Source organism: Alteromonas sp. ABV4_515 (assembly GCF_056160345.1).
The window spans coordinates 445,350-471,409 of the sequence record NZ_JBSWWZ010000003.1; the positions used below are offsets into that span (position 1 = coordinate 445,350).

Annotated in this window: 26 protein-coding genes; 9 read left to right on the top strand and 17 right to left on the bottom strand. The window is 47.1% G+C overall.

Features of this window, described 5'->3' with window-relative positions; translation table 11 throughout:
* The 11 genes from fabZ to rpsB form a co-directional block, all read right to left on the bottom strand.
* On the bottom strand, positions 1–450 hold the full coding sequence (gene fabZ / locus ACXAGX_RS09760; RefSeq protein WP_070127112.1) for a 3-hydroxyacyl-ACP dehydratase FabZ: 450 nt from the start codon (positions 448–450) through the stop codon (positions 1–3).
* 195 nt (positions 451–645) lie between these two features.
* Positions 646–1,161 carry an OmpH family outer membrane protein gene (locus tag ACXAGX_RS09765; RefSeq protein WP_083273186.1) on the bottom strand — a complete coding sequence of 172 codons (516 nt, stop codon included), beginning with the start codon at positions 1,159–1,161 and terminating at the stop codon, positions 646–648.
* A gap of 50 nt (positions 1,162–1,211) precedes the next feature.
* The gene (gene bamA, locus ACXAGX_RS09770) at positions 1,212–3,689 is read right to left on the bottom strand and encodes an outer membrane protein assembly factor BamA (protein ID WP_474817754.1); all 2,478 of its coding nucleotides are present in this window, start codon (positions 3,687–3,689) and stop codon (positions 1,212–1,214) included.
* 91 nt (positions 3,690–3,780) lie between these two features.
* Complete coding sequence (gene rseP, locus ACXAGX_RS09775) at positions 3,781–5,136, bottom strand: sigma E protease regulator RseP (protein ID WP_474838004.1); 1,356 nt, start codon at positions 5,134–5,136, stop codon at positions 3,781–3,783.
* The gene (ispC, locus tag ACXAGX_RS09780; RefSeq protein ID WP_474838111.1) at positions 5,136–6,317 is read right to left on the bottom strand and encodes a 1-deoxy-D-xylulose-5-phosphate reductoisomerase; all 1,182 of its coding nucleotides are present in this window, start codon (positions 6,315–6,317) and stop codon (positions 5,136–5,138) included. Before ispC ends, rseP begins: the two co-directional genes overlap by 1 nt.
* Positions 6,317–7,180, bottom strand: coding sequence for a phosphatidate cytidylyltransferase (locus tag ACXAGX_RS09785; RefSeq protein ID WP_070127117.1), 864 nt, complete (start codon positions 7,178–7,180; stop codon positions 6,317–6,319). Before ACXAGX_RS09785 ends, ispC begins: the two co-directional genes overlap by 1 nt.
* A gap of 58 nt (positions 7,181–7,238) precedes the next feature.
* A complete protein-coding gene (gene uppS / locus ACXAGX_RS09790) occupies positions 7,239–8,003 on the bottom strand; it encodes a polyprenyl diphosphate synthase (RefSeq protein ID WP_474817752.1) in 765 nt (254 codons plus the stop codon).
* 18 nt (positions 8,004–8,021) lie between these two features.
* A complete protein-coding gene (frr, locus tag ACXAGX_RS09795) occupies positions 8,022–8,579 on the bottom strand; it encodes a ribosome recycling factor (RefSeq protein ID WP_070127119.1) in 558 nt (185 codons plus the stop codon).
* 16 nt (positions 8,580–8,595) lie between these two features.
* Positions 8,596–9,336 carry a UMP kinase gene (gene pyrH / locus ACXAGX_RS09800; protein ID WP_070127121.1) on the bottom strand — a complete coding sequence of 247 codons (741 nt, stop codon included), beginning with the start codon at positions 9,334–9,336 and terminating at the stop codon, positions 8,596–8,598.
* 195 nt (positions 9,337–9,531) lie between these two features.
* Positions 9,532–10,404, bottom strand: a complete 873-nt coding sequence (gene tsf, locus ACXAGX_RS09805) for a translation elongation factor Ts (protein ID WP_474817750.1) — start codon at positions 10,402–10,404, stop codon at positions 9,532–9,534.
* A gap of 127 nt (positions 10,405–10,531) precedes the next feature.
* Positions 10,532–11,263, bottom strand: a complete 732-nt coding sequence (gene rpsB / locus ACXAGX_RS09810; protein WP_070127124.1) for a 30S ribosomal protein S2 — start codon at positions 11,261–11,263, stop codon at positions 10,532–10,534.
* 318 nt (positions 11,264–11,581) lie between these two features.
* Here rpsB and map point away from each other — a divergent pair, with 318 nt between their 5' ends.
* The 3 genes from map to dapD all read left to right on the top strand — a co-directional run bounded on the left by map (position 11,582) and on the right by dapD (position 16,079).
* A complete protein-coding gene (gene map, locus ACXAGX_RS09815) occupies positions 11,582–12,421 on the top strand; it encodes a type I methionyl aminopeptidase (RefSeq protein WP_474838113.1) in 840 nt (279 codons plus the stop codon).
* A gap of 185 nt (positions 12,422–12,606) precedes the next feature.
* Complete coding sequence (gene glnD, locus ACXAGX_RS09820; RefSeq protein WP_474838006.1) at positions 12,607–15,258, top strand: [protein-PII] uridylyltransferase; 2,652 nt, start codon at positions 12,607–12,609, stop codon at positions 15,256–15,258.
* Positions 15,255–16,079, top strand: a complete 825-nt coding sequence (dapD, locus tag ACXAGX_RS09825; protein WP_070127127.1) for a 2,3,4,5-tetrahydropyridine-2,6-dicarboxylate N-succinyltransferase — start codon at positions 15,255–15,257, stop codon at positions 16,077–16,079. Before glnD ends, dapD begins: the two co-directional genes overlap by 4 nt.
* Before the next feature lie 77 nt (positions 16,080–16,156).
* Here dapD and ACXAGX_RS09830 read toward each other — a convergent pair whose 3' ends face one another.
* The 3 genes from ACXAGX_RS09830 to ACXAGX_RS09840 are packed head-to-tail and all read right to left on the bottom strand — an operon-like array spanning position 16,157 to position 17,696.
* Positions 16,157–16,609 (bottom strand): flavodoxin domain-containing protein, encoded by a 453-nt coding sequence (locus tag ACXAGX_RS09830; protein WP_070127129.1) that lies wholly within the window; start codon positions 16,607–16,609, stop codon positions 16,157–16,159.
* A gap of 21 nt (positions 16,610–16,630) precedes the next feature.
* A complete protein-coding gene (locus ACXAGX_RS09835; RefSeq protein ID WP_474817747.1) occupies positions 16,631–17,392 on the bottom strand; it encodes a pseudouridine synthase in 762 nt (253 codons plus the stop codon).
* Entirely contained in the window at positions 17,382–17,696 is a 315-nt protein-coding gene (locus ACXAGX_RS09840; RefSeq protein ID WP_474838008.1) for a YqcC family protein, read from the bottom strand. The genes ACXAGX_RS09835 and ACXAGX_RS09840 overlap by 11 nt, the downstream gene beginning before the upstream one ends.
* A gap of 151 nt (positions 17,697–17,847) precedes the next feature.
* Between ACXAGX_RS09840 and ACXAGX_RS09845 the strand changes: the two genes are divergently transcribed.
* From ACXAGX_RS09845 to ACXAGX_RS09855, 3 genes are all read left to right on the top strand, one after another.
* On the top strand, positions 17,848–18,900 hold the full coding sequence (locus ACXAGX_RS09845; RefSeq protein WP_474838010.1) for a DUF3549 family protein: 1,053 nt from the start codon (positions 17,848–17,850) through the stop codon (positions 18,898–18,900).
* Positions 18,901–18,902: 2 nt separating this feature from the next.
* Positions 18,903–19,205 carry a DUF3301 domain-containing protein gene (locus ACXAGX_RS09850; protein WP_474817744.1) on the top strand — a complete coding sequence of 101 codons (303 nt, stop codon included), beginning with the start codon at positions 18,903–18,905 and terminating at the stop codon, positions 19,203–19,205.
* 901 nt (positions 19,206–20,106) lie between these two features.
* Entirely contained in the window at positions 20,107–21,366 is a 1,260-nt protein-coding gene (locus tag ACXAGX_RS09855) for a DEAD/DEAH box helicase (RefSeq protein WP_474838012.1), read from the top strand.
* Positions 21,367–21,370: 4 nt separating this feature from the next.
* On the opposite strand, the gene ACXAGX_RS09860 is transcribed toward ACXAGX_RS09855, so the two are convergent.
* Positions 21,371–22,018, bottom strand: coding sequence for a GNAT family N-acetyltransferase (locus ACXAGX_RS09860; protein WP_474817742.1), 648 nt, complete (start codon positions 22,016–22,018; stop codon positions 21,371–21,373).
* A gap of 144 nt (positions 22,019–22,162) precedes the next feature.
* On the bottom strand, positions 22,163–22,522 hold the full coding sequence (locus ACXAGX_RS09865; protein WP_474838014.1) for a DUF3192 domain-containing protein: 360 nt from the start codon (positions 22,520–22,522) through the stop codon (positions 22,163–22,165).
* Positions 22,523–22,739: 217 nt separating this feature from the next.
* On the opposite strand from ACXAGX_RS09865, the gene ACXAGX_RS09870 reads away from it, so the two are divergent.
* Positions 22,740–23,024, top strand: a complete 285-nt coding sequence (locus tag ACXAGX_RS09870) for a hypothetical protein (RefSeq protein WP_474838016.1) — start codon at positions 22,740–22,742, stop codon at positions 23,022–23,024.
* Here the strand turns inward: ACXAGX_RS09870 and syd are convergent, their stop codons facing one another.
* Positions 23,025–23,573 (bottom strand): SecY-interacting protein, encoded by a 549-nt coding sequence (gene syd / locus ACXAGX_RS09875; RefSeq protein ID WP_474838018.1) that lies wholly within the window; start codon positions 23,571–23,573, stop codon positions 23,025–23,027.
* Between the two features lie 110 nt (positions 23,574–23,683).
* Between syd and queF the strand changes: the two genes are divergently transcribed.
* Positions 23,684–24,523: an NADPH-dependent 7-cyano-7-deazaguanine reductase QueF gene (gene queF, locus ACXAGX_RS09880; RefSeq protein ID WP_474838020.1), complete on the top strand. Its 840-nt coding sequence runs from the start codon at positions 23,684–23,686 to the stop codon at positions 24,521–24,523.
* A 28-nt stretch (positions 24,524–24,551) separates the two neighbouring features.
* The gene (locus ACXAGX_RS09885; RefSeq protein WP_474838022.1) at positions 24,552–26,060 is read left to right on the top strand and encodes a GGDEF domain-containing protein; all 1,509 of its coding nucleotides are present in this window, start codon (positions 24,552–24,554) and stop codon (positions 26,058–26,060) included.

Here is a 26,060-nt window from a genome sequence, read left to right on the forward strand (position 1 = left end):
TTATACCATCTCTCTTATTGCACACATGAATTCAGCACTACAAGCTTCCTCACCGTCGACGCTTGCGGTACCTCTGAATTTCCAAATCCCTCTGCGTTCTTTAATCAGGCTGACATCGAATTCCAGACGATCGCCAGGTGTCACAGGACGTTTGAACCGTGCACTATCAATACCTGCATACAAGTATAGCTTATCGGATTTACCCATGGTTTTAAAACCAAGTACGCCAGCTGCCTGTGCCATTGCTTCCAGAATAAGCACGCCAGGGAAAATCGGGCGACCCGGGAAATGACCGGTGAAGCAAGGTTCATTCATGGTGATGTTCTTGTACGCCTTTATGGATTCGCCTTCGACATAGTCGGTAACGCGATCAACCAGCAGAAACGGGTAACGGTGTGGAAGTAGATCCAGAATTTCCTGGATATCAATTGTGTTGAGTGAGTTGGCCAAAAAAGCTCTCCTAATGCCAAAACAAGTCTGCATTTCACTTGCTGCAGACCGATTGCCGTATTTTATTTTTAAATGGCGGCAACCATACGCTTATATGCGCTAAAAACAAATCAGACCAACATCTCTCGACGTTAGTCTGTTTGCCGGGCAGATTAACTGCTCTGTGAAGTAAGCCGCCGTTAACCGGCGAAGGCATTACTTAATTTTCTTTACCTGCTCGAGCACTTGCTCAGAGATATCATGCTCATCAGCGGTATAGGCAACTGCACCAGCATTTAATACCAGGTCGTATTTACCTTTAGCAGCAACAGAATCAATCGCTTGTTTGATTAAACCTAACAGCTTGTTACGCTCTTCGTTGCTACGACGTTGAATGTTTTGCTGTAACGGCTGACCTTTTTCTGCCAGTTGCTCACGAACGGCAAGGATTTTATCTTGCAGTTCTTTCTTCTCAGATTCGCTCATTGTAGCAGCATCGCGCTGAAGACGCTCTGCATAAAACTGGCCGTCTTTCTGAAGTTGATTCACTTCATCGATCTGGTCTTTAAATTCTACCTGGATGTTATTAGAGATCTCAGCGGCCTGCGGCATCGCCTGGAATACACCTTGCACATCTACTACGCCGATTTTCTGCTCAGCCATTGCAGATGCACTTACCAGTGCACTTCCTAACATCAGGGTTGCTACGAATTGTCTTGCCAACTGTTTCAAAAGGAACTCCTTTTTAAATTTTTAAAGCCCGGTTCACTTCCGGATTAGAATTAGAATGTTTGACCGATATTAAAGGTAAAGAATTTAGCGTCATCGCCTTCACGTTCTTGAATAGCGCGAGAGAAGCTAAAGACCATCGGCCCCATCGGTGAAATCCATTGTACAGAAATACCTGCGGAACTACGATACTGTGTCCAGTCGGAATAGTCTATCAATCCGCCAGAATTTGTACTGTACTGGGTTAAATCCTTGTACTTATCATAATCAAATTCAGTATCCCAAACGTTACCTACATCAATAAACATACTGGTACGTACTGAATTATCATATTCTGCATCGACAAATGGTGTGGGAACAATAAGCTCCACGCCACCAAGGGCCATGGCATTACCACCAAGGCTTCGTCTTGAAATACTGATACCGTCGGTGGCGGAACCACCAGGATAAACCTGCCCATCCGGTCCAACAATACTGTTGGTGTTCCCGCGGATAATACCACGAGGACCTACCGTGTTGTTCTCAAATCCACGCAGGGTGTCAGCACCACCGGCAGTGAAGTTTTCAGTAAATGGGAGGATTTGCTCGTTACCGTTCGTTTCGCCGTAACCATTACCGTAACCTAAACGAAGACGGGCCAGTACGGTCCAGCGCGTGTCACGAGACAGTGGGAAATAAAACTTGGTATCGAGTACCGCTTTGAAGTAGTTAACGTCTGAATTTGGTGTAGTAACCGACAAACTGGCGCGCTGTGACGAACCGGCAGTTGGGAACAAACCTCTGTTCAGCGTGCTACGGCTCCACGCCACACTCGCCTGGTAGCTGTCGTAATTGATTGGCGCTTCAGGATCGGTCGCATCACGGAACTGGTTATAGAACTGTTCTGTTTGCTCGTAATAACCGGTGTTATACAATTCTACACTGGAATACGTCAGGCCAAAGTTAATCCGGTTTACTTCGTTGATCGGATAACCAATGTTTGCCCCAACAGACCAGCGTTTGGAGTTATATTGAATAACGTTAAAGTCAGAACCATCGAATTCACTGTAACCGATAGTACCACCAAGGCTGATTCCATCTATGGTGAAGTACGGGTCGTTGTAGGTAATTTGCGCAGAACGTTGATACGAAACCGTGCTGACATTGAGGCCAACCTGTTTACCAGTGCCAAGGAAGTTATTTTGCTGAATACCCGCCTGTAAGCTCAGTTTCGTCCGGTCACCATAACCAATACCGGCATTAAATGAACCTGAAGGCTGTTCTTTAACATTGAAGTCAACATCGACCTGGTCATCAAGTCCTGGCAATCGCGTGGTTTCGAATTCCACTTCTTCCATATAAGTCAGACGAGACAGGGATGCTTTCGACGTTTCGAGTGAGGTATTGGATAGCCAGGTCCCTTCCATCTGATTTACGTTCTGACGTAAAACAGAATCCGAGGTGACTGTGTTACCTTCAAAGTTAATACGGCGCACATAAATACGCTTGCCCGGGTCGACAGAAAGTGTCAGTTTAACGGTTTTATCTTCATCGTTAATTTCTGGCACCGTGGTCACTGTAGGATAAGCATAGCCAAAGCGGCCCAGATACTTACTAATAAACTCTTCGGTGTAGGTCACTTCCGCTTGGTTGTACAGCTCACCAACGTTAATCGGTAACACTAAACGGATGTATTCTTCGTTACCTAATAAGTCACCAACCAGTTCAACATCAGAAACGGTATATTGCTCACCTTCGTTTACATTCAGCGCAATATAAATGCCGTCTTTCTCTGGCGTCATTGAGACTTGCGTTGAATCGATGTTAAAGCGCAGGTAACCGCGGTCCATATAGTGACTGCGTAAGGTTTCCATATCGCCCTGCAGCGTTTGCTGCTGATAACGGGTTTCGGATAAGAAATCCCACCACGGCGTATCAAACTGAAGTTCGAGGTCTTTCATCAACTCTTCATCAGAGAACACCGAGTTACCCACGATGTTGATCTGTTGAATTTCGGCGGCATCGCCTTCTTCGAAGAGCAGCTTGAGATCGACCCGGTTACGAGGCAGCGGGGTAACAATCGCAGACACGTCAGCGTTGTATTTCCCGATGCTGTAAAAGAAATCTTTCAGGCCATTTTCAATTGATGTTAGAACAGTTTTGTCCAACGGCTCGCCAATTCGCACGCCATTGCCATCCAAACTTTCCTGCAATTGTTCATCTTTGATATCGTCATTTCCTTCAAAGATGATGTTACTGATAGTAGGACGCTCTGCGACCTTAACCACCAATGTATTACCATCGCGAAGGATCTCAACACGCTCAAAGTGCGTAGAAGAGTATAGTGAACGGATTGCCTGGGTGATTCGGAAACTGTTGAGTCGATCACCTACCTGCACCGGCAGATACGTCAGCGCTGCACCTAATGCAACACGTTGCAAACCGATGACTTTGATATCTTCAACAACGAATTCACTGTCAGACACTGCAGCATTGGCGAAGCTAGCACTGGACGCCATGAGTCCGGCTGCTACTAACTGATTTAACTTCATCTATTCTTTTGTTCCTGGCCGCGTTTTGCTGTTCTAATTTAAAATGGTCGTCTACATTTATCTGTATCTGTTTATCACACCAACAGACAAACTAAGATGTAAAGCGACTTATATCGTTAAAAATGGCAATGCTCATCATCATAAAGAGCAATGCGCCGCCAATTTTAAATCCGGTTTCCTGAATCCTTTCAGGTACTGGCTTTCCGGTGACCCACTCGATGACATAAAACAGCAAGTGACCACCATCCAGCATAGGAATTGGCAACAAGTTGATAATGCCAAGACTGACACTGATCAACGCTAAAAAACTCAAAAAGTAAGTCAGGCCATACCCTGCACTCACCCCTGCACCCTGTGCAATGGAAATCGGGCCGCTAAGATTGTTCAGCGACACATCGCCGGTTACTAGCTTACCTAGCATTTCAACACTGACAGCCGTTAAGCGCCAGGTTTTATCCGCCGCCTTTACAATGGCGTCGAACGGACCATACTGATGCACAAACACATAGCCCTCGGGCCAGGGTTCAGCCAGCGGACTAACGCCCAAAAAGCCAGTTTGGCCATTTGGCGTGTCGCGGCGCGCGATAGTGGCATTAATTACACGCGTCTGTCCATCGCGTTTTATGGTTAAGGCTACGTCTTCACCAGGTAACGCTTTCACCTGCTCTACCAGCGACTCCCAGCTTGCAATCTTAACATTGTTAAGCGCAACCAGAGAATCACCGACTAACAATCCGGCTTGCTCTGCTGGGCTATCTGCAGAGACAAGACCGATATTCAGCGTTATGGCAGGCCTGAATGGCACGATACCCAAACTGTTTAATGCAGACTGCTTTTCTGGATCAAAGTTCCAGTTACTGATGTTTAATTCAACCTGACTGGTTATTCCTTGCGCATTCTTTACAGTAATTGGCACAAAATCGCTACCGATAGCCGAAACCAGTTCCAGATTGACCGACTCCCAGTCCAACGTGTCGTGCCCGTCTACGCCAACAATTTCATCGCCACTATGCAGCTGTGTTTGCGCGGCAATACTTTGAGGTAACACTTCCCCCACTACGGGCTTAACTTTGTTTTGACCGATCAGAAACATGGCGGTAAGGGCAATAACCGCAAAAATAAAGTTAACCCCGGGCCCTGCGGCAATAATCGCCATGCGCTGTAAGACCGGCTTGTTGTTGAAGGCCAGGTGACGTTTTTCTTCCGGTACGGTATCCACGCGCTCATCAAGCATTCGTACATAGCCACCCAGAGGGATAGCGGCGACGGCGAACTCGGTACCTTTTTTGTCTACCCGTGTCCAGAATGGCTTACCAAAACCAATGGAGAAGCGTTCAACATGCACCCCGCATAACCGGGCAACGTAAAAATGCCCCCATTCATGTACGGCCACCAGAATACCCAGCGCCACAACAAATGAACCTAAACTCCATAAAAACGAAAACACTACGCGATACCCCTTACCAATTCCCTTGCCACATCACGGGCTTTGCGATCTTCTTCAAGGATTTGTTGGAGAGACGAAACGCTCACAGGTTCCAATTTATTCAGTGTTTCTTCGTTAATTCGCGCAATATCAGTAAAACCCACCTCGCCGTCGAGGAACGCCGCAACGGCAATTTCATTCGCCGCATTCAAACGGGTGGTAGCGGCTTGCCCCGCGTTACAGGCATCGATGGCAAGTTTAAGGTTGGGATAGCGCTCATAACAAGGCGAGGAAAATGACAAGTCTGCCATTTTTGCAAAGTCGAGGGGTTCTACACCCGCGTCAATTCTTTCTGGCCACGCAAGCCCATAAGCGATAGGCGTACGCATATCAGGATTGCCAAGCTGAGCAATCACTGAACCGTCGTTATACTGCACCATAGAATGAATCACACTCTGAGGATGCAGCACAACGGTGATGTCATCTGATGTGGCGCCAAACAACCAGCAGGCTTCGATAAATTCAAGACCCTTGTTCATCATGGTGGCGGAATCAACGGTAATTTTACGCCCCATCGACCAGTTCGGATGATGACAAGCCTCTTCCACGGAAATCTCGGAAAAAGTGGCTAGCGCGCGCTCGCGAAACGGACCACCAGAACCGGTAAGTAGAATTTGCTTGATACCGGAAGCCGCGAGCTCGCCGTATTTAAAATTATCGGGCAAACACTGAAAAATAGCATTGTGTTCGCTATCGATAGGCAGGATTTCTGCGCCGGATTGACGTGCGGCATCAATAAATAATGCGCCAGACATCACCAGGGCTTCTTTGTTAGCTAACAACACCCGTTTACCCGCCTTCACCGCAGCAAGAGTTGGTAACAGGCCTGCAGCACCGACAATCGCTGCCATTACTGACGTAACTTCAGGGGCACTCGCCACTTCTTCAAGGGCTTTATGGCCACAGAGAATTTCAGATTCAACCTGCATATGGGCCGCCATTTCACGGGCTTTGTCGTACAGGTTGTCATCGGCAAGCACCACATAGCGTGCTGCGCAGTTTTTCGCCTGTTGTAACAGCTTTTCAATTTGCTGATTACCCGTGATGGCAAAAACCCGGTACTTGTCCGGGTGGCGATTTATGACATCGAGTGTACTGCAACCGATGGAGCCGGTTGCACCAAGAATAGTAACGGTTTGCATCATGCCATCCAGGTTACATAACAGAAGGCAAATACCGGAAAGGCTGCTGTCAGGCTGTCGATACGATCGAGAATACCACCATGACCAGGCAACAATTTACCGCTGTCTTTAATGCCGGCACAGCGCTTGAGCATACTTTCATTCAAATCGCCCAATGCTGAAACAGCAACGGTAATACCGCCAATGAGAAGGTGTAGCCAGATACGATCGGTAGCGACCTGGTAGTGCAAAGCGGCAAACGCAATAATCGCAAATGAGGCGCCAATTCCGCCAATGAGCCCCTCCAGGGTTTTACCCGGAGACACATTCGGACGCAGCTTATGACGGCCGAATTTAACACCACTGAAGAAAGCACCGATATCCGCCGCCCAGACAATACCCAACACATAAAAAATAAGCGATGAGCCATATAGGGTGTCTACATCGTGCAGGCTGGTACGTAAGCTGATAACGGCCACCCATGTAGGAATAAGCGTTAACAGACCAAAGCCCAGTCGAATAAGGTTGTTATTGCGCCAGAACGTAGAATAGCGTGGGTAGAAGATGATCATCCACAGCGAGAATAACCACCAGATGACAGAGATACCAAGAATGAAGTGATAGAGACCGTGTAACTGGCCCTGATACCAGATGTCAGATGCATTCACTAAAGACGACAACACCAGACAGAGTGCAAAGACAAACGCCGCAAACATGGCCTTGCGAGGACGTGCCTTAATGCCAGACATATTTGCCCACTCATAGCCACCCAGACCGATGACACCGGCAATGGCTACCTCAAACCACCAAACAGGCAGAAAAAGGATCGCGATAAGCGCCAGTGGCGCCAGAATTAATGCTGTTATTATCCGTTGTTTTAGCATAATTGGCGTTGTGCTCCTGATGACGGAGAGCGCTCCGTCTTAATGGCGCAGGCTCAGCTTAAGGAACGCTGACCTGCTCGCCTGTAAGACCGAACCGACGCTGACGCTGCTTGAAGTCATTGACAGCTTGCTGAAATACGTCTTCGGAAAAATCCGGCCACAGTACGTCGGTAAAATAAAGTTCCGCATAAGCACATTGCCACAGCAAGAAATTACTGATGCGATGTTCGCCCCCAGTACGGATAAGTAAGTCCAGTTCCGGTAAACCCGCGGTAGAGATGTGAGAGTCGAACGTAGCTTCTGTGATTTCTGAAGACGACATTTTGCCTTCGCTCACGGCTTCACTGAGTTGACGGGCGGCATTGACAATATCCCAGCGACCACCGTAATTAGCGGCAATATTTAGCACTAATTCCTGGTTATCTGCTGTCATCGCTTCGGCTTTCCGAATCTTTTCAGTAAGCTTGTCATCGAAAGCTGACACATCACCTATCACCTTGAGACGTACGCCATTTTTGTGCAAGCGTTTTGCCTCGTTGTTCAAAACCAAATTGAACAACTCCATAAGCACCGACACTTCTTCTTCGGGACGTTTCCAATTTTCACTGGAAAAAGCGAAAAGAGTCAGTGATTGAATATTATTCTGACGAGCAAAACGTACCACTGCACGAACAGATTCCACGCCGGCTTTGTGTCCGAACGTTCTGATTTTGCCCTTTTTTTGCGCCCATCGACCATTTCCGTCCATGATGATCGCAACGTGCTGAGGTCCTGGCACGGAGGCCAGGACATCAGTTTTTTCAGGCGCTGTGTTAGACCGCATTCCTAACATAGTAACTATTTAAATTTCCATTAGTTCTTTTTCTTTGTCTGCCAGCATGGCATCCACTTTTTTGATGAAATCGTTTGTCAGCGACTGAATATTTTCTTCCGCTGCACGACTTTCATCTTCGCTGATTTCTTTTTCTTTCAGCAGGTCTTTTACGTCACCGTTCGCATCACGACGGATGTTACGGATAGCAACACGTCCACCTTCTGCTTCGTTACGTACAACGCGGATTAAATCTTTACGACGCTCTTCAGTAAGCGGTGGTAAAGGAATGCGGATTGAACCGCCCGCGCTCATTGGGTTAAGACCCAGGTCAGACTGCATAATCGCTTTTTCAACGGCCTGAATCGCGCTCTTATCGAATACGCTCAGTGCCAGTGTGCGGCTGTCTTCTGCAACCACGTTAGCAACCTGCTTAAGGGGTGTGTCTACGCCGTAATATGGCACCATGATGCCGTCGAGCAGACTAGGGTGTGCACGACCTGTGCGAATTTTGCTTAGCTGACTTTTCAGTGCGCTGATGCTTTTTTCCATGCGCTCTTGCGCATCCATTTCTATCTCATCAATCACAGTTGTTTCCTATTTCTTACTTTAAATTTTCAGGATGGTCGATCAGTGTGCCTTCCTGCTCACCCATTACGACGCGCTTAAGGCATCCGGGTTTATTCATGTTGAATACGCGAATAGGCATACGATGATCACGGGCCAGGGTGAAAGCAGATAAATCCATTACTTTCAGCTCTTTCTCGAGCACTTCCTGATAGGACAGTGTCGGGTAAAGGGTCGCATCTGGGTTTTTCACCGGATCGTCGCTGTACACGCCATCAACTTTCGTCGCTTTAAGCACAGCTTCAGCTTCAATTTCGATACCACGTAAGCACGCAGCAGAATCGGTGGTGAAGAAAGGATTACCGGTACCCGCAGAAAAAATAACTACACGGCCGGATTTTAGCAGACTAATGGCTTCAGCCCAGTTGTAGGCGTCACAAACGCCATTCAGAGGAATGGCTGACATCAGGCGGGCGTTTACGAAGGCACGGTGCAAGGCATCACGCATAGCCAGACCGTTCATAACGGTGGCCAGCATACCCATGTGGTCACCAACAACGCGGTTCATGCCCGCTTTGGCCAGACCTTCACCACGGAACAGGTTACCGCCACCGATAACCAAACCCACCTGCACACCTAATTCAACCAGCTCTTTAATTTCCTGAGCCATTCTATCAAGAACTTTGGGATCGATACCGAACCCTTCTGAACCCATCAGCGCTTCACCGCTGAGTTTTAACAAAATACGTCGATAGGCTGATTTTGGTGTGATACTCATTATTTGAATAGTCCTTATGAATTCGGCTTGTCTCATGCCTCGTTGTGCTCAACAAGAAATGACGCAAGCCGACTCGTTACAAGCGATATTTTTTATGATGGTTCGGGCGGTCTGCCCTACTCATAAAAAAGCACCCCCGAAGAGGTGCTCTGTAGTGTATCCGACATTGGCCGAATGAAAAAGCGAAACGCAGAATTATTTCTTCGCTGCTTCCATTTGCGCCGCAACTTCTGCTGCGAAGTCTTCAGATTTCTTCTCGATACCTTCACCCACTTCAAAACGGATGAAGTTAACAACGTCAGCGCCTTTGCTCTTCAGCAGTTCGCCAACAGAAACTGAAGGATCTTTAACGAAAGGCTGACCTGTCAGGCTGATTTCGCCGGTGAATTTCTTCATACGCCCAGCAACCATTTTCTCAGCGATATCAGCAGGCTTACCAGACTGGATAGCCAGCTCTACCTGGATTTCTTTCTCTTTTTCTACAACTTCAGCAGGAACGTCGTCAGGCTTAACGAACTGAGGGCTTGCCGCAGCAACGTGCATTGCTACGTCTTTTGCCAGTTCTTCGTCGCCACCGTTTAAGATAGCGATTACGCCGATACGACCGCCGTGCACGTATGCACCTAAGTTGTCGCCTTCAACGTTGATAACGCGACGAGGAGAGATGTTTTCACCGATTTTAGCAACTAGTGCGTCACGTACTTCGATTACTTTCGCACCGTCTAGTTCAGCTTCGTTCAGCTCTTCTACAGAGTTGATGTTGCCAGCGTGTGCAACGGCCAGAATTTTGTTACCGAAGCCCAGGAAACCTTCGTCACGAGCAACGAAGTCAGTTTCACAGTTAACTTCCATCATGGTTGCGCGGTTGCCTTCGACCTGAGTCAGGATTACACCTTCAGCGGCGATACGGCCAGCTTTCTTAGCGGCTTTAGCCTGACCAGACTTACGCATGTTTTCGATGGCCAGTTCGATGTCACCATCGGTCTCAACCAGCGCTTTTTTACAATCCATCATACCTGCGCCGGTACGCTCACGCAGTTCTTTAACAAGTGCTGCAGTCACTGCCATTTTTCAATTCCTCAGCATTAAACATTAATAAGGTAAAAGGGGCGATGTATGCCCCTCTTCAGATATTCGTTATTTTTGATGACAGTGGCATGTCAGTGCCATAACCACTGTCACCCATCAGGTCTGATTACTCAGCCGCTTCTACGAAGTCGTCTTGTTCAGCCTGAACTTCAAGGTTGCTTTCGCGACCTTTGTTTACTGCGTCAGCAGCTGCATCAAGATACAGCTGAACCGCACGGATCGCGTCATCGTTACCAGGGATGATGAAATCAACACCGTCAGGGTTAGAGTTAGTATCTACAACACCAACTACAGGGATACCCAGGTTACGTGCTTCAGTAATTGCGATGTGCTCGTGATCGGCGTCGATTACAAAGATCACGTCAGGCAGACCGCCCATGTCTTTGATACCGCCCAGGCTGCTTTCCAGCTTGTCCATTTCACGTTGCAACATCAGTGCTTCTTTCTTGGTCAGCTTCTCGAAAGTACCGTCTTGAGACTGTTGCTCAAGATCTTTCAGACGCTTGATTGACTGACGAACTGTTTTCCAGTTAGTCAGCATACCGCCCAACCAACGCTTGTTCACATAGAACTGGTCGCATTTAGCAGCAGCATCTTTCACTGCTTCGCCAGCTGCGCGCTTAGTACCTACGAAAAGGATCTTACCTTTCTTAGAAGCAACACCTGACAGGTAGTTCATTGCTTCGTTAAACAGAGGTACTGTTTTTTCCAGGTTGATGATGTGAACTTTGTTACGAGCACCGAAGATGAAAGGCTTCATCTTTGGGTTCCAGTAGCGAGTTTGGTGACCGAAATGCACACCGGCTTTCAGCATGTCACGCATTGATACGTTTGCCATGATATTTTCCTCTTGGGGTTAGGCCTCCATATACCCCTTCCATCGATCCGCATTTAAGCCATTAAGACTTAGCAGACACCCCGATGTCAGTGTCGGTATATGTGTGTTATTTAAAAAGTTTATTTACGTTTACGGTGGCTTAAAAAATGGCTAAATTTAATGAGTCTTTCGAAACGCGGGCGCTTTATACCACAAAGCCCCGGCGCACTCAAGTTTTCGCGCACTCGCCTCACCTGACTATACAGCCGTGGCTACAGCGGTTACCATTATTGTAATCATGCATCTTTATCATTCATTAATGCGTATTATCGCAGGAAAATCGATGCATCAGTTTATTTATTAAAACCAGTTATCGAGGGTACAGTGGCAGCTATCATCAAAACCGCTGAAGAAATTGAAAAAATGCGCGTCGCCGGAAAACTCGCCGCCGACGTTTTGACTATGATTACGCCGCATGTGAAAAAGGGCGTAACCACTGACGAGCTTAATACGCTTTGTCATGACTATATCGTTAATGAACAAAACGCGATTCCAGCACCGCTGAATTATGGCCATCCACCTTTTCCAAAATCGATTTGTACGTCGGTTAATCACTGTATCTGTCATGGCATTCCGTCAGACAAGAAACTCAAAGACGGCGATATTGTCAATATCGACGTGACGGTAATTAAAGATGGGTACCACGGCGACACCTCGAAAATGTTTATCGTGGGTAAGCCAAGCATACTCGCTGAACGTCTGGTGCGAGTAACGCAAGAATGTTTATATGAAGCCATTAAAGCGGTTAAGCCAGGTATGCGTTTAGGCGACATCGGCCATATTTGTCAGACACATGCCGAATCACACAACTATTCCATCGTTCGCGAATATTGTGGGCATGGCATTGGTGCGGGCTTCCATGAAGAACCGCAAATCGTGCACTATGGCAAGCCTGGCACAGGCGACGAATTGCTGCCTGGCATGTGTTTTACCATTGAGCCCATGGTGAATGCCGGTAAGCGCTACTCCAAAGTACTGCCAGACCAATGGACTGTGGTCACCAAAGACCGCAGCCTCAGTGCCCAATGGGAGCACACGTTACTGATGACAGAAGACGGTGTTGAAATCCTCACTCTGCGTGATGAAGAAACGCTGCCTCGCGTGATCAGCCATAGTTAAGCAGTTAACTAATAGATTAGGACGGACACCCTCTTTGTCCGTCCATCTTCCTGCCTTTTATAACTTTTTCGTCTACTTATTCGCTAATTAGCGCGTTTTCATCACTTTTGCATACTGCGCAAAGCCACTGATTCGTGTTATTGTTCGCCAGATTTTTTCCTTCCAGAAGTAGGTAAAGGCATATTTTGAGCTTACAGACACTGATCGATCAGGCAGAAAACATCACCTCAGCCGATGATATCGCGGGAATAAAGGCAAGCATCACTGCCTCCGGCGAATGGCTGGAAAGCGCATTTGATAACACGCCGGTAGACGAGCTTGTCACAGGGCGCGCAAAATTTATCGATGCGCTGTTGGCGCATATCTGGCAACTCATGGGACTGGATGCCGTGAGTGGGTTAGCGCTGTGTGCAGTGGGCGGCTACGGTCGCGGTCACTTGCAGCCGCATTCAGACATTGATTTACTCATTGTCAGCCACAAATCGCTGAAGCAGCCAGCACAAGAAAAAATAAGCCAGTTCATTACCCTGCTGTGGGACATCAAACTGGATGTAGGACAGTCTGTTCGCACCGTTAAAGACACGCTTTCGCTGGCGAAAGAAGACATTACCATTGCAACCAATCTGGTTGAAAGTCGTTTACTGACGGGTGATGCCAGTGTATTCGAAACGTTGTGGGAAAAGCTTAATGGCCGTCGTGCCCTCTCTTCAAAAGAATTCTTTAAGGCGAAGTACGAAGAACAGTTAACCCGTCATGCCAAGTTCAATGGCACCTCTTACAACCTTGAGCCGAACATTAAAGAAAATCCGGGGTGTTTGCGTGATATCCAGTCTATTGGCTGGGTGGCGAAGAAACACTTCAAAGTCTCTGATGGCTTCGACCTGGTGGGTCACGGTTATTTTGCCCCAGAAGAGCATAGTGAACTCATTAGTTGCCGAATGCATTTGTGGCGCATGCGGTTTGCCCTGCATTTAATTGCTGGTCGCAGTGAAAACCGTTTATTGTTTGATTATCAGCCCGATGTTGCTGAGAAACTCGGTTATGGTCGCGATGGAAAAGCGTCAGTTGAGAAAATGATGCGCGACTTCTTCCGCGTGATTCGTCGGGTCAGCGAACTGAATAAAATGCTGCTGCAGCGCTTCCGCTACGATATGCTGAATCAAAGCGTACAAAACGACGTGCCAGTTAATGCCGACTTCCACCTGCTTGATGGCATGATTTCCCCCACCCGCAGCAACGTTTTCGATAGTCCGGAAGCGGTACTCGATTTCCTGAAGGTTATTGCTGATACCCCAGATGTTAAAGGGCTCGATACGGATACCATTCGTCAGTTACGCAATGCCCGCCGTAAGTTTGAAAATCAATATTATGTTGAACGGGAAGCCTGTCGTGGCAAATTGATGGATTTGTTCCGACATCCTCATTTCTTTGATTTCGGTTGGGATATCATGCACGAGTACGGCATTCTTGAGTCGTACCTGCCAGAGTGGGACAAAATTGTCGGCATGATGCAGTTCGATTTGTTCCATGCTTACACTGTGGACGAACATACCCACCGTGTAGTGAAAAACGTGAATCGCTATTTCCAACCACAGAATATCGAGTTTCCTCGCTGTGGTCGCATCGTACGAAATCTAGATCATCCTGAGATCATTTATCTGGCAGCCGTGTTCCATGATATCGCTAAAGGTCGTGGTGGTGATCACTCTGAACTGGGAGCCGAAGACGTTGCAACCTTTGCCTTGCTTCATGGTATCGATGCCCGCGATGCCGACCTGGTGGCATGGTTGGTGGAAAACCACTTGCTCATGTCGGTGGTAGCTCAACGCCGGGACATTTATGATCCTGAAGTGATCAGCGAATTTGCTACTGCTGTGCGTAGTCATACGCATCTGAACCTGTTGTATGTGCTGACCCTGGCAGATATTCGCGCCACTAACGATAACTTGTGGAATGACTGGAAGTCGTCGCTCCTGCGGGAACTCTACCTGATGACCCAAAAAGCGTTAGACAATGGCTTGCAGTGTCAGGTTACCCTTGATGATCGGGTAAAAGAGCATAAACATACTGCGCGGATTATCCTGGAATCTCAGGGTATCGCTGAACAAGACATTGAGAGTCTGTGGAGCCGGATGGATGATGATTATTTCGTTCGTTTCAAACCCGCGCAAATAGCCTGGCACTCCCAGGTGATCCTCACCGCAGAGAAATCAGAACTGCGGGATGATTCCAATGCCCTGGTGGTAAAGGCGAATGACAACAGCGCCAAAGGCGGCACCGAAATTCTGATCTATGGCCGTGACCGTAAAGCGCTATTTGCCCAGGTAGCATCGGTGCTCGACAGCCGTAACTGCTCCATACACGATGCACACATCACCATTACTCGTGACGGCTACGTATTCGACAGCATTCTGGTATTGGAAAACGACGGTTCCCGATTGAGTGGCGAAAACCGTACCCTCAGTCTGGAAAAGGCTATCCTCGACCAGTTGGAAAAGCCAGGCAGAGCACACGACAACAAGCGTAAGCTATCCCGTCAGTTACGCCAGTTGGACGTGCCGACCAAAATTCGCTTCTTCACCCTTAATGAAGAAAGCACATTGATTGAACTGGAAGCACTGGACGCGCCGGGTATTCTGGCTAAAATTGGCCATGCCTTCGTTGACAGGAATGTCGTACTTAAATTGGCAAAGATTGCCACCATCGGTGAACGCGCCGAGGATATATTTATTGTCAGCAACGATGCTGGCAAATCGTTAACCCCTGAGCAACAGACTGCCCTCAAAAAGCAGATCCTGTTTAAACTCGATCAACTTGAAGACATCAACATATCATGACTGAATTGAAAACTATCATTGAAGAAGCCTTTGAAAATCGCGACAGCCTGTCACCTTCTTCAGCGCCAGACGAAGTACGCCAGGCCGTAGCCGACGCCATTGCTTTACTGAATAGCGGCAAAGCGCGTGTGGCTGAGAAAATCGCCGGAGAGTGGGTAGTTCATCAGTGGCTGAAAAAGGCGGTACTGTTGTACTTCCGTCTTCACAACAATGACATCATCGATGGTGCTGAATCTAAGTTCTTCGATAAAGTTCCTCTGAAATACACAGATTACACTGCTGAGCAATTCGCAGCTGAAGGCGTGCGTATCGTTCCACCAGCGGCTGTTCGTACGGGTTCTTTCGTTGGTAAGAATGTGGTAGTTATGCCATCTTACGTAAACATTGGCGCATTCGTAGACGAAGGCACCATGGTTGATACCTGGGCGACGGTTGGCTCATGTGCGCAAATTGGTAAAAACGTTCACCTGTCTGGTGGCGTGGGCATCGGTGGTGTATTGGAGCCACTGCAGGCCAATCCAACCATCATCGAAGACAACTGCTTCATCGGCGCACGCTCTGAAATCGTGGAAGGTGTAATTGTTGAAGAAGGCGCGGTAATTTCAATGGGCGTTTACATTTCTCAAAGCACCCGTATTTATGACCGTGAAACCGGCGAAATCACTTACGGCCGTGTACCTGCAGGCTCCGTGGTTGTTTCTGGCTCATTGCCAAGCAAAGACGGCTCTCATAGCCTGTACGCTGCTATCATCGTGAAGAAAGTAGATGCAAAAACCCGTGCAAAAGTGGGTATTAACGCTCTGCTGCGCGGCGTAGAATAAGTTTTTCATAAATAAAAAGGCGCTACCCGCAAGGGTCAGCGCCTTTTTTGTATTAAACGAAAAAGGAGTTCGATACTTTATGCAGAAATAAGATCGTTTTTGATCGACTCTACGAACTCAACCACAGGCTTTTCCGGTTCAAAATGCTCGATAGCATCCACTTCCAACATATCCGCTACCGGCTTACCCTGCAGTTCAGTTAGCAATTCAAACCACTGCTTTCCACCCGCACAATATGAATCGACATAGCTGCTATCACCTAAGCCAATCACAGCGAAAGGTTTTCTGTTTAATTGCGGGAACTGATCTTTCAAATCGGAAAACAGAAATTCCAAGTTTGGCGGCACATCCCCCTGCCCGGTCGTCGACGTTATTACCAGTAACGCTTGTGCATCGGTCACATCAGATACCTGAGGATCGCTGTTCACATCGCATTCTATACCTTCAGCGCTAAGTTTTTCCGCTACCGTTTCTGCTGCGTGTTGTGAATTACCGTACACGCTGCCGACTAAAATAGTTAATGCTGTCATAGTTAACTTTTACTCTTCACTTTAATTGATGTGATCATCCAGCCGGTACTGTTCAATATTTTCGAGTAGTGCCGCAAACGCCTTATGCGGAGTTGTCTCAATTGACACCGATTCACCGGTAATCGGATGGATAAATTGCATTAATGTACAGGTGAGGGCTAATTGGTTAAAACCAAACCTGTCTCGGATAAATTTATTCTGCGTACCATCACCGTGGGTGGTATCGCCAAGGATCGGATTTCTTAGGTGTACCAGGTGACGACGTAATTGATGCTTACGGCCTGTAAAAGGTCGCAGGGAAACTAACGAATATCGTGCACTTTCATATCGCCCCACGGCAAACGGCAGACTGTATTTTTTCATTACGCTGTATTCTGTCACCGCATGTTGAGGGGCTACTTCCTGCACGCGATGGGCATCAGCAAACTTGTCTCGCTTAAAGGTCAGCGCGTAATCAATTAATCCACTCCCCTGCACCCAGCCGCGAGTAAGTGCCTGATAACCTTTAACAAACCTTTTTCCCATCATCGCTTGTCCAAGCTGACTCGCGGTTTGTCCATCAAAGGCGAATAGGAGTACGCCAGAGGTGGGACGATCTAATCGATGTACGGGAAATACGTGTTTCCCCACAGCATCACGCAGCTTTTGCACCGCAAATTCGGTTTCTCTTTTATCGATAGGGCTACGATGCACCAGCAACCCTGGCGGTTTATCCATAGCAACAATGTAGTCATCCTGATACAAAACCGACACATCATCGTTGCGGATTAATTCATTTTCCACTGACTACCTCATCCAGTTGCTGCAAAACCAGGTGTATCGGCATTTCGCCGGGTAAACTCATTTGTGCCATGGGCAGAATCGCCATACTCTCAGGTAACGGCTTTTGCTGCTCAATGATCAATTGAAACTGTGGAATAAAAATGAATTGAAGCCATTGTTCAAAATCGAGTGTATCCCGGGCGAAGGGTTGGGTGCTTTTCAGCTTGTCAGGATGGGGCGATACCTGCGACCAGAGTTCGGCGTCTTTAAGCCTCAACGCCAGTTCATTTAGCAGTACCGCAACCTGCTCGTACTTTATCGACATTAATCATTGCTCTGTATGCTGTCTGCAAGCGTGTATTTTTAGCGCCTGCTGTGCAAAAGGGCGACAGTATACACGACCATAATTGCGGTAGTAAAAGGCCGTGCGCATCGCTATCATAGCGGCTTTATTTATTCTGGCGGAGAGAAGTACCATGGCAAACCCATCAGCACAGTCAATTCAGACACTCAGTGAGTTTTTGCTGCATGCTGGCACAAACTTTCAATTGTTTGATTTGGGTCGGGGTGTGCATGCTATGAATACCCAAATGTTTCTCGACCTGGAAAACGGCATGCTCCCCTGCCCCCGCCCACGACAGCAACATGCTTGGTTCGCGATTGTTTTCTGGTCTGGTAAGCCGGTAAAACAGCATTATGTTTGGTTTGTAAAGTTTCCAGTGGATGAGCGTGGCTTGCTGGTAGTCGCGGCTCGTAACCATTTTTTGCAAATCATTGTCGACGCTCTGGGTAACAGCCTGAGCGAAGATGGCCAGGACGAACTGCCTGACAACCCATACTCTTTTGTACCACCCCAGTCTCAAATGGCAATCTTCAATGCGCTAACTCGTCGTTTGCTTCATCTGCCTGACAGCGTAGGTACCGATAAGGTTGAGCAATACGTAAAAGCACCGGTTATCAGTGACTGGCGCGAATTATCTGTGCAGGCTGTGGCAGATTTTGCAGTAAAGCTTGAAGCGCCAGCCCTCGCTAAAACTGTTGCAGACAACTTGAAGTTATATCAACAGGATTTTCTCAAAACCCTGTTTGAATCCGCTGAACCGGTAGCGTTAGATAATGCGTTGAATAATGCTATTGCAGACTTTTGTCAGGAACGCATAGACAGCGAACCCGCAGTCGGTTTAGCCGCACTACGCGCTTTATCAAGCGAAACGCCAGAACCTCAGACAAAAGCACTACTTGCAAACCTATTAGCAAAGGACTCGGCTGATATGCATTTGCTCAGCGTTATTGCAGGCAGACTCTACAGCCAACTGGACGAATCCTTGCTGGTCGCGTTTTTTGAACGTGCCGCATTTATTGATGATAAAGAAGCGATGCAAGGTCAACTGTTTGCCGGGTTCTTCTCTGACTTGGTACAACTGCCCGTTCTCAGATTACAGGTGCTGGGTATGTTGCGTTCACCGGATCGCAGCGAGATTTTGGCCGTCGCATTTGGTCGCCTGTTTAATCAGACTCAGAAGCAATAGTTATGACACTTGCCGAACTTTGTTTATTTTTACTTATAGGTTTCGCCGGTTTTCAGTTTTGGCGTATTCGAAGCATTTCTGAAGCGGCATTTGAGCATGCCAATAGATATTGCGATAGCCATCAACTCCAACTGCTAACCCTTGCTCGCACTTCGACGCGTATCACCTTCAAATATGCGAAGCCGGATTGGCATTCTCGTTTTCTGTTCGAGTTTTCAGGCAACGGGGAAGACAGATATACCGGAGAAATAGAATTAGTTGGTAAGCGAATACTTCGCACGCAACTGCCGCCTTATCGGGTTTAATACAAAAAAAGCGATAGCCTCGGGGCTATCGCTTTTTCTGAATTTTGAGCGTCCATCTCTGCTATCCGTAGCAATTTTCACCGTCCAGATAAAAATCCGTTTCCGCCCCTTTCCATTTTTTCCTGCAAATCCTGTGCAGGCCACCCAATCCTTGAGCGGGTCCCTTTTCCTTTGATCCTTTAACCACTACACATCCACTATGTAGCACAACCCGTCCTTGAGTTTTTCCTTTGCAACACTCCGGCTGCTATTCCTTTCCATCTTTCCTTTTTTACCACCCATCCTTGCAGTGGTATTCTCCATTCCGTGGAGTTGTCCTTTATCTGCAAGCCTTGCACAGTCCTTTTCCTTAGAACCACGATCCTGTGGTATTCTTCATTCCGTGAAGTTGTCCCTGCGGCCACCCTGGCCGTAATCCCTTTTCCTTTGTCCCTGAAACCAACACATCCTATGTTGGTATTCCGTTCCATCGGTTGTCAAAAGTTCATCCGTGAGAATCTTCCTGACTCGTCGTGTTTCCCTGTGACGTGATTAATACTACTGATCCTAAAGATCTGTGCTACATGCTTTTTTCAAAAAAATACGTCGTCAACGAACTGTAATAATCAGTATTAGCAAAAAGTCTAACAAAAACATAGACTTTATACTTTGGTCTAATAAAAACGTCATAAAAATACTTTCAAAATCTTACACGTTTGTAAGACATGTCTTACAAACTTTTGGGTGATGTTTACACGACGAATAGCGAGAGAAAAAGGATGAGTGTTCACATTTTCGGGCAACTTTACGCAGAACTGCTTGTCGTAGCGTATTAAATATGTGAACAGTGTATGTATTTAGACTTAAATTCCTAATCGATGATAGAATCCACCGGATTCATTTATAGCGGTCGGTACCTTTCATGAGCTTTTCTTCCCTTGGACTCAATCCCACCTTATTAGCAACGTTACATTCCCTCGGTTATGCCAATCCGACGCCTATTCAAGCTGCATCGATCCCAGAGATCCTCGCGAATCAGGATGTGATGGCAGGCGCCCAAACCGGCACAGGGAAGACCGCCGCTTTCGCCCTACCGCTGATTCAACGTGTTATAGAAACAGCCGACATCACAGCATCTTCTGAAAAACCCATTCGCGTACTGGTGCTCACGCCAACGAGGGAACTCGCCCAACAGGTTTATCAGAGCTTTGTGAAGTACAGTGAAGGGTTATCAGTAAACACGGTGGTTGCTTACGGCGGTGCCAGCATCAACCCACAACTTCAGGCGCTAGAGCAAGGGTGTGATGTTCTGGTGGCAACGCCCGGGCGATTTCTGGAACTAGCCATCAAAGAACTTATCGATCCGACAACTATCGATACGCTGGTGCTTGATGAAGCTGATCGCATGCTGGATATGGGGTTTATTACTGATATTAATCGGATCCTCAAACGCCTACCGGCTCACCATCAGACGCTTTTCTTTTCCGCTACATTTAACGATGACGTTTTTACATTAAGCAAAACCCTGCTGAACAATCCTAAACTTATTGAAGTGACAGCGCGCAATACAACGGTGGAAAAGGTCGAACAGCGCATTTACGAAGTGGATGCTAAGCGCAAAGCGGCATTAACGGCTTATCTGATTGGCTCGGGAAATTGGCAACAAGTACTGATTTTCACTCGTACAAAACAAGGTGCCGATGAACTGGCTAAAGAACTGGTAAAAGATGGCATCAGTGCGGTGGCTGTGCACGGAGACAAATCCCAGGGAGCCCGTGAAAGAGGCCTTGAAGAATTTAAGCTGGGTGATGTGCGCACTCTGGTGGCCACTGATGTGGCAGCGCGCGGGCTCGACATTCAGCAATTGGGGCACGTGATCAATTTCGAATTGCCCTACAACGCTGAAGACTATGTACATCGTATTGGTAGAACCGGGCGCGCAGGTAAGGAAGGGGTGGCGATTTCGTTGGTATCAACGAAAGAAAAGTACTTGCTCAAAGAGATAGAAAAGCTCACGAAGCAACATTTTTCATCTCAGTGGGTACCGGGCTTCGAACCAGATATGAACGCCACTGAGGAAAGTCACTCATCTCGTAAACCTTCAAAGAAAGCACTACGGGCGCAAGCGCTAGGAAAAAGCGACAGCGGCAAAGCACGAAACAATAAACGTCGCCGCCGTTAATGATTCACGCCAGCGGTTTCGGCTTAAACAATATCTCTCCGGTTACCTCTGAAACGGTAATGGTTGAGATTTGCTGATAGAAACCGCTACGAAAAAAAGCCAAGTATTTCGGCACACTCACAAAAACGCCGACGCCTTCGCTTTCTCTGTCTTCGTTTACGATACTGTCGATGGCACTCATTAAAATATGCCCTAACCCAAGGTGTTGGTGGTCGGGATGGACGGCAATAAAAGAAACCATATGGTAGTGCTGGGCAGGCATGGCACTGCGAATTTTTTCCTCTTTTTCTACCATGGCTTTAGTACTGAAATATCCGGCAGTCAGCAGCATCTTCAGACGCCAATGCCAGAATCGCCCACTGGAAAAATCACGGTTAGGCTTTGTCAAACAGGCTACCGCTAACAGGCGACTGCCATCGAACAGCCCAATCATGGGTTGCTCCGCATCCCAAAACGCTTCCAACTCCTCTCTGATAGCCGCTCTTAATCGTCCCTCAAAGCCTTCTTTCTCAGCCTGGAAAATATCCATGAATAAGGGATCGTCAAAATACGCATTATATAGAATGGAAGCCGCCACTTTAAGGTTGTCGGCAGTAAGAAAAATGGCGCGGACATTTTCTGCCCGCACGTCTTGATCAAGTACAGTGTTCATCAAGCGATCCCCTGACAATGAGATCAGGCGGTATGGACTGCTGACGCCTGAATTACTAACCAGCTATTAGTTTAGTCACTGTACAGAAAATAGCCCCAAATGTTAAACCAAAGTTAACAAAAATTAATTGGGTAGGGTGAAATTTTATAACTGCTGATAAGCCGCGTCACCCCATCCAGATAACACACCATCTCTGAATACCAACGGTGTGCACTCGTCTTTGGTAGTTACGCCATCATCCATTGTTCGTTGCGTGCGGTAAAAGAGCACGCGATAAGCATGATCATTTTGTTCATGCATTTCACTGAAATCTGCAACACCCATCTTGCGCACCACAGATTCGTAGGTCATACCTTTTTCCAACTGCGCCACGTGTTTACGGTTATTGTATTCACGGTCTTCCCAATCTGAAGAGTAATGACCGTCATCCCCCCCTACAGAAATGACACAACCAGAAAGGGCAAACGGCGAAATCAATGCTACAGCCAGAACGAAACTTTTCATCATAATCCTTTTATTTTTGATGGTTTAACGACTTCATAATCAACTATTGGGCCAACCAGTAACCATCTGATAATTAGGAACTTGTTAAATTAAGCTTTAAAAAATCGTATCAACATTTAGCGCATTCCACTATTATTTCGTCGTTTGAGCTACGTGGACATGAGTAATGTCTACGGCTCGCATTTTTCAAACATCGCTTTGCTATGGAATTCAAATTATGTCGACGGCCGATCAGTCTCAGCAGCTCATCCTGCTTTGCCATCAGATGCAGAAATCAGGTTTACAACCCAGTGTGGGCTTACTACGCAGTAAAGCGCCGTTTAAAGTATCGGTCACCGATGCCATCAACGCCATCAGGCTTTTTAACGCCAGTAGTCAACAAACCGAGCACACCGCAGAGCCTAATGCCGACGATCGGGTCATCAAACTGGAAAAACGTGTTGCCGAGTTAGAAGCCGCGATGGTCATCCTTGAACAGCGGCTGGCAAATCTTGACGTGTGATTAAGCTTGCCGGGGAGAAAGCTGCTCGATGAACGCTGCCAGAGAAGGCGCAAGCACTTCCTGCGGCTCTTTCCCGACTCGCTCCAGAACCACTTCTCCGGTGTCGTTATCCACAGAAAGCAGGTAATCATCGTCATCCGTCAGGGCAAAAAACAAGGTGATTTTCTGCCCTAAACGCTGTTTCATCATTATGTGGCCAATTAAGTTCTCTTGCAGTCGCTTAAAGTCCTCTTCACTGCACACCTGCAGTAGTTCGCAGTCTCCTCGCGCAGTAGTCGCTGGCAAGTGAAAACTGTAATAGCGGGTGAAAAACAAACAGAACTCTTCATTCAGAGTAATTTCAAGCGCTGACTCCACCCCTTTGAAGGTGTTTTCATCTTGCTGCCTTACGGGTTGCCAGGACACGAACTGCCCGTCTTTAGCCGTTTGCTGGTAGCACGGTGATGGCCAATCTTGCTCGTACGCAATGGAAAAATAGCTGTCTACGTTGTTCTGATGATCGCAGCTTTCAAAAAAAGAATCTAAAGATTGTGCTAATTCAGCGGGCATTTACTTGGCCTTTTCGTTAAACTTTGTGTCTGAGTAGCACCAGGAAACATCCCGGTCGACAGGTTTTATGGTCTCATTACGTCTGAGATTTTAAGGTTGATGTACACATTATGACAAATCCAATTAGTTTTCAGGTGCCTTCTGATCTGACACTTGGTAAAACGGTTGAATATGAAAGCCAGTATAACCCGGCGTTACTTCAAGGGGTTCCTCGATCGCTGAGTCGCGACACTATCAGCTTGAATGCTGATGCCCTGCCTTTTCATGGCTGTGATATCTGGACGGGGTACGAGTTGTCATGGCTTAATGCGAAAGGTAAGCCACAGGTGGCGATTATGGAATGTCGCGTTCCAATTACCTCCTGCAATCTCATCGAATCAAAATCATTCAAGCTTTATCTGAACAGTTTCAATCAAACTGCCTTCGAGAGTACAGAACAAGTGAAAGAACGTCTGGAAGTTGATTTGAGCAATTGTGCAGGTGAGGCAGTGTCGGTGACGCTTTATCTACCTAATGCATTCTCTAGTTTATCGATGGCCGAGTTTGACGGTGACGTTATTGACGATTTAGATGTGACCATCGGCAGCTATTCACCGAATGCCACTTTACTGCAAACGTCAGCGAACAATGTCTCGGAGAAGCTGGTAAGCCATCTGCTAAAATCCAACTGTCTGATAACCAGTCAACCTGACTGGGCAAGCATTCAAATTGCTTATCAAGGCGAGCAAATCGACCGGGAAAGCTTGCTGAAATACTTGATTGGTTTTCGTCAGCATAACGAATTTCACGAACAGTGTGTCGAACGTATTTTCAATGACATCATGACCCACTGTAAACCCGAAAAATTAACCGTTTATGCGCGTTACACCCGCCGGGGCGGATTAGACATCAACCCATATCGTTCTAACTTCGAGCAGCCGGGCAAGAATGTACGCTCGGCGCGTCAGTAGTTGTAATGCGAAGAATTTAAGGTTCAACATGGATTCTAAACAGTTAACAGCCCTCAAGACGCATAACGAAACGTTAGCCCAGTTCATTGTCAGGCTAAGTAGTTTCTATGAGGGATTGTCTGCAGAGACAGATAACGAGCTCAAAGTCTTGCGAGGGCATTTATCCACCAAACCTGATTACACCTTAGCCACAGCGAGTATTAACAAGCTGAATAAACATATTCAGCATGCACAAAGCTCAGTTAAGCAACACACTCAAATCACCATCCGAGAATTAGAAAAATCGATTAAGCAATTTCAGCAAAACTTTGCACAGGACCAAGGGTTAATGCAGCAATGTGCGCTGGTACTTAGTGCTGCTCAGATGCCTGTAAATAACTTGTTTGAGCTTCAATCGTTGTGTTTGCGTGCCATCAGATTATTTTCGAATGTTTCGCAATCTGTAGCAACTGATAACAGTAAAACTACTCAACAAAGCACCGAAAAGCGTCAAAGTGGGACCTTATTTGAAGAAATTCAAAACGAGCTTAGCCAGTTAATTAACAGCTACGCGAAGAAACAACCTGACGAGCCGCGAGTACAAGATCTTAAAAAGCGCCTTGATAGCCCGCTTAGTGAAGACGATTTATTGCAAACCTGTTTGACGGTTATTCGACTGGTAGTCACTGAAACAATGCATGAAGCCACCCTTTCCGGACGCATGATTTACCGGATTTACACTGCGTTAGGTGGTATTCAGGAGAAAGTCGAGTCAAGTATTGAGACCTCCTCACAGTCTTTTGAAAAACGTCAAAAGAGTTCAGCGGATATCACTTCGCAGCTAAATCAAATGGATCAGACTGTTCAGGAATCAGACTCTCTAGAATTGTTGAAACAACAGGCCAAGACACACATCGCATCAATTTCTTCAGCAGTAGCAGATCGAAAAGCGGCTGACAATGAAGAGCAGCAAGCATTGATGAGTCTGTTTAATTCCATGCAAACGCAAATGGAAAATTTGCAGCGCCAAGCACAGCTCTACCGACGTAAATTAGCAGAACAGACGGCCTTTAGTCATACCGATCCCCTCACACGCTTACCGAATCGCCTGGCTTATAATGAACGTTTCAATCGCGAATATGAAGAAGCCAAATTAGATAATCGCGCACTTTCGCTGGCAGTTATCGATATCGACTTTTTCAAGTCAATCAACGACCGTTTTGGCCATCAGGCTGGTGACAAAACATTGCAGGTAGTGGGTCATCATCTGAAAAAACACCTGCACGGTGATGAATTTATCTCGCGTTGGGGTGGCGAGGAGTTTGTTATGCTCCTACCCTTTATAGAAGTATCGGCACTAGAGAAAAAGCTCGACGACATGAGACAATCTCTCGCTCGCTTACCGTTTAAATTTAAACAAGAAAAAGTCAGTATCACCGCCTCCTTTGGGGGAACATGCCTGCGAATGGACGACTTACCGGAGTCAATGTTTGCCCGTGCTGACGAGTTACTTTATCAAGCCAAAAAAGGTGGCAGAAATCGCGTTGTAGTCGAATAG